Below are 3,344 nucleotides of genomic sequence, written 5' to 3'. Positions count from 1 at the left end.
TATGCCAAACCCGGTCAACGAATTAGCAATGACTTACAAACCAACGGTATCGCACTGGATCAACACTGGGTGCAGTTTCTGCAAACGCATCAGTTCCATGTGGGCCTATCGATTGATGGCCCGCGGGAATTGCATGATGCCTTTCGTAAAACGCGCAGTGGCAAATCCACTTTTGATCAGGTCATGGCCGCCGCCAAATTATTGCGTGACGCCAAGATTCCCTTTGCTGCGCTCTGTGCTGTAAATCGTGAAAATGCCTTATATCCCAAAGAGGTATATCGTTTTTTAGTGGATAACGTTGGTACATGGCGAGTTCAGTTTACTCCGGTCGTTGAATCGCAAACCTTCCAAACTCAAGCGCCGACCAGTACTGCGAATGCCCATGCGCCACAACAAGGTCACGAACGTGCACGCCCAGCGCACCCGTTATCGATTGTCACCCCATGGTCAGTTGATCCCGATGATTATGGGGCTTTCCTGAGTGGCGTTTGGGATGAATGGAAAAGTACGGATATTGGCCGAGTGCATGTAAATCTGTTTGAAACAGCAATTGCACAAGCGGCCGGATATTCAGCACAAACCTGTACACAAGCCGAATTTTGCGGCAAAGCATTAGCGGTAGAACATAATGGTGATGTGTTTTCTTGCGATCATTTTGTTTATCCAGAATATCGCCTAGGAAATATTTTGCATACACATTTAGGCGATATGGCTTATTCATCGCAGCAACAACACTTTGGTCTACAAAAGTGTGCCACGCTTCCCACTCAGTGCCAAAAATGTGACTACCTACGTTTATGCTGGGGAGAATGTCCTAAAAATAGATTATTAAAAACGAAGCAAGGTGAAATAGGACTGAATTATTTATGTAGTGGACTTCATCGCTTCTATCAGCATATTGGTGCCGATGTTGTCCACATATTGCAAGCATTAGGACACTTAAAGTAATCACCTACTTGCATACATTTCAATTTAGTTAATTGCACCACTACGGTATTAAAGATCGTTTTAGAGATCGTCAATAGCAGCACAGGCAACCATTGACCTGATATCTGACACATCAGACTGTGGTTTCATCTATCAATATAGAGGATCTGATTATGCAAAAAACGCTATTAGCCACAGCACTTCTTGCTGCTATGGCTACCTCGCCAACAATACATGCTGAAGAAAACCAAAAACCCAATATTCTCGTGATATTTGGTGATGACATTGGCTGGCAAAACGTCAGTGCATATGGCATGGGTACAATGGGCTACCGCACACCAAATATCGATAGTATTGCACAGCAAGGTGCTCTCTTTACCGATCACTACGCACAGCCGAGCTCTACCGCTGGTCGCGCGGCCTTTATTACTGGGCAATATCCGATTCGTTCAGGAATGACCACCGTCAGCATGCCTGGTGGTTCATTGGGCTTAAAAGCGGCATCCCCATCATTAGCCGAAGTATTAAAAGCGCAAGGTTATAGCACGGGCCAGTTTGGTAAGAACCACTTAGGCGACCATAATTTCTCATTGCCAACCGTACATGGCTTTGATGAGTTTTTCGGCAATCTTTATCACCTCAACACACAAGAAGAGTCCGAACAGCGCGACTATCAACGCTTTGCTAAATCCTATGCGGGTTCAGTTGAGAAATATGACCAAAAATTCGGTACTCGAGGCGTTTTACATTGCTACGCCAGTAACACCGAAGATAAAACGGTTGACCCGCGTTTTGGCGAAATGGGCAAACAAAAATGTACCGATACCGGCCCTTTGACCCAAGAACGGATGAAAGATTTTGACGGTCAGGAAGTGATCCCTAAAGCGTTATCCTTTATGGATAAATCCAAGGCATCCAATAAGCCATTCTTTGTATGGCTGAACACCAGCCGGATGCATCTGTATACGCGCCTCAACGATCAGTGGCGCTACGCGGCAGAAGGCTATACCAGTGAATACGACTACCATGGTAGCGGTATGCTGCAACACGACCATGATATCGGGGTCGTGTTAGATTATCTGAAACAGCAAGGTTTGGATAAAAATACAATCGTCATTTATTCCACGGACAATGGACCCGAGCACTCTTCATGGCCATATGGCGCTACAACACCGTTCCGCGGTGAAAAAATGTCGACCTATGAAGGTGGTGTTCGCGTACCGATGTTGGCTCGTTGGCCGGGACACATTCCTGCAGGTTCAGTCTTAAATGGTATTCAAGGACATCAAGATCTCTTCACAACGTTAGCCGCTGCTGCGGGTGAGCCTAACGTTGCAGACACCATGATGAAGCAGAAAAAACAGTATATTGATGGCGTGAATAATTTGAGTTATTGGACAGGGAAAGCCAAAGATTCAAGCCGCGACTCTATCCTGTATTACTATGAAGACAAGTTGACCGCTCTGCGTATGGGGCCATGGAAGTTCCACTTCTCAACCAAAGAGGACTACTACGCCAACGTTGTGCCTCTCACTGTACCGAAGATTTACAACCTGCGAGCCGATCCATTTGAGTCTTATGACTCCCGTGACGCACAAGGGCATTTGCTGCAAAAAATGTCTTGGTTACTGGCCCCAGCCAACGAAATTATCGCGCAGCACATTCAGAGCTTGAAAGCGTATCCACCGGTACAAGGCGGAACTAGCTTTGATATGTCTAATATCATTTCGGAGACTATCCAGAAAGGACAGCAGTAAGCAATAACGAACCTGATGCTTCGGGGATCTTGCTGACAACATGGGCGGTTAGACTCAAAACGCGTCTTCAAAAGTGATCACTAGATAATCACGCTCTACAATAAAAATGAGCTACCGCTTGCTATACCAAGAAGGACGACTAAAAAGTCGTCCTTCTTTTTTAGTCACGCTTAATCTGGAACTTTGCGTAACTCGCATAGATGACAGATTTAATGCTTATTCGCGGCCCGGCAGCTTTTTCCAGGCCACATTGTTACGCAGGTATACCGGCGCAGCATTCTCGACCGCCACCACTTCACCGCGCTGCCAGCAAGCCACTGCCTGTGGCAACATATCGCGCGCTTCAGGCAGCAAAATACCGCTGTCGGTCAGTATTATGTCCTCTTGCTGAGCCAAGGTCGGATAAGCAGTAAAACCGGTACCAGCCGTCGCCCACTGGTTAGTCTCACCCTCAGTGATCACCTGTACATTTTGAGGCTCGAGCACCGCTTCTTCGCCCAGTACCTGCCACTCACCATTATCGGCACGCAGATACTGACCCCAATAAACTTCGCCCATACGCGCATCAATCGCCACCAGCACTTGCTGATGTTGCTGTACACGGTACGCCCCCTGCGCCATCGCCAGCAGATTCGAAACCCCGATCATCGGCAAATCTGC

At 47.2% G+C, this 3,344-nt stretch carries 3 protein-coding genes; 2 read left to right on the top strand and 1 reads right to left on the bottom strand.

Translation table 11 applies throughout. From position 1 onward, the window contains the following. Both ACRC27_RS01900 and ACRC27_RS01895 read left to right on the top strand, forming a co-directional pair. Positions 1–948 (top strand): SPASM domain-containing protein (locus tag ACRC27_RS01900; protein ID WP_438639058.1); only part of this gene is annotated, 948 nt, incomplete at its 5' end. A gap of 152 nt (positions 949–1,100) precedes the next feature. Continuing rightward, entirely contained in the window at positions 1,101–2,684 is a 1,584-nt protein-coding gene (locus ACRC27_RS01895; RefSeq protein ID WP_438639057.1) for an arylsulfatase, read from the top strand. 216 nt (positions 2,685–2,900) lie between these two features. Here the strand turns inward: ACRC27_RS01895 and tsaB are convergent. Beyond that, positions 2,901–3,344: tRNA (adenosine(37)-N6)-threonylcarbamoyltransferase complex dimerization subunit type 1 TsaB (tsaB, locus tag ACRC27_RS01890; protein WP_438639056.1), on the bottom strand; the 444-nt coding region annotated here is incomplete at its 5' end.

This window comes from Plesiomonas sp. (assembly GCF_051650925.1).
Lineage (GTDB): Bacteria > Pseudomonadota > Gammaproteobacteria > Enterobacterales > CAMTGL01 > Plesiomonas.
This window is presented reverse-complemented; position numbering and strand designations above follow the sequence as displayed.

Excerpts from the sequence above, each read along its gene's own strand:
- ACRC27_RS01895 (WP_438639057.1), top strand. The coding sequence starts at position 1,101 with ATGCAAAAAACGCTATTAGCCACAGCACTTCTTGCTGCTATGGCTACC.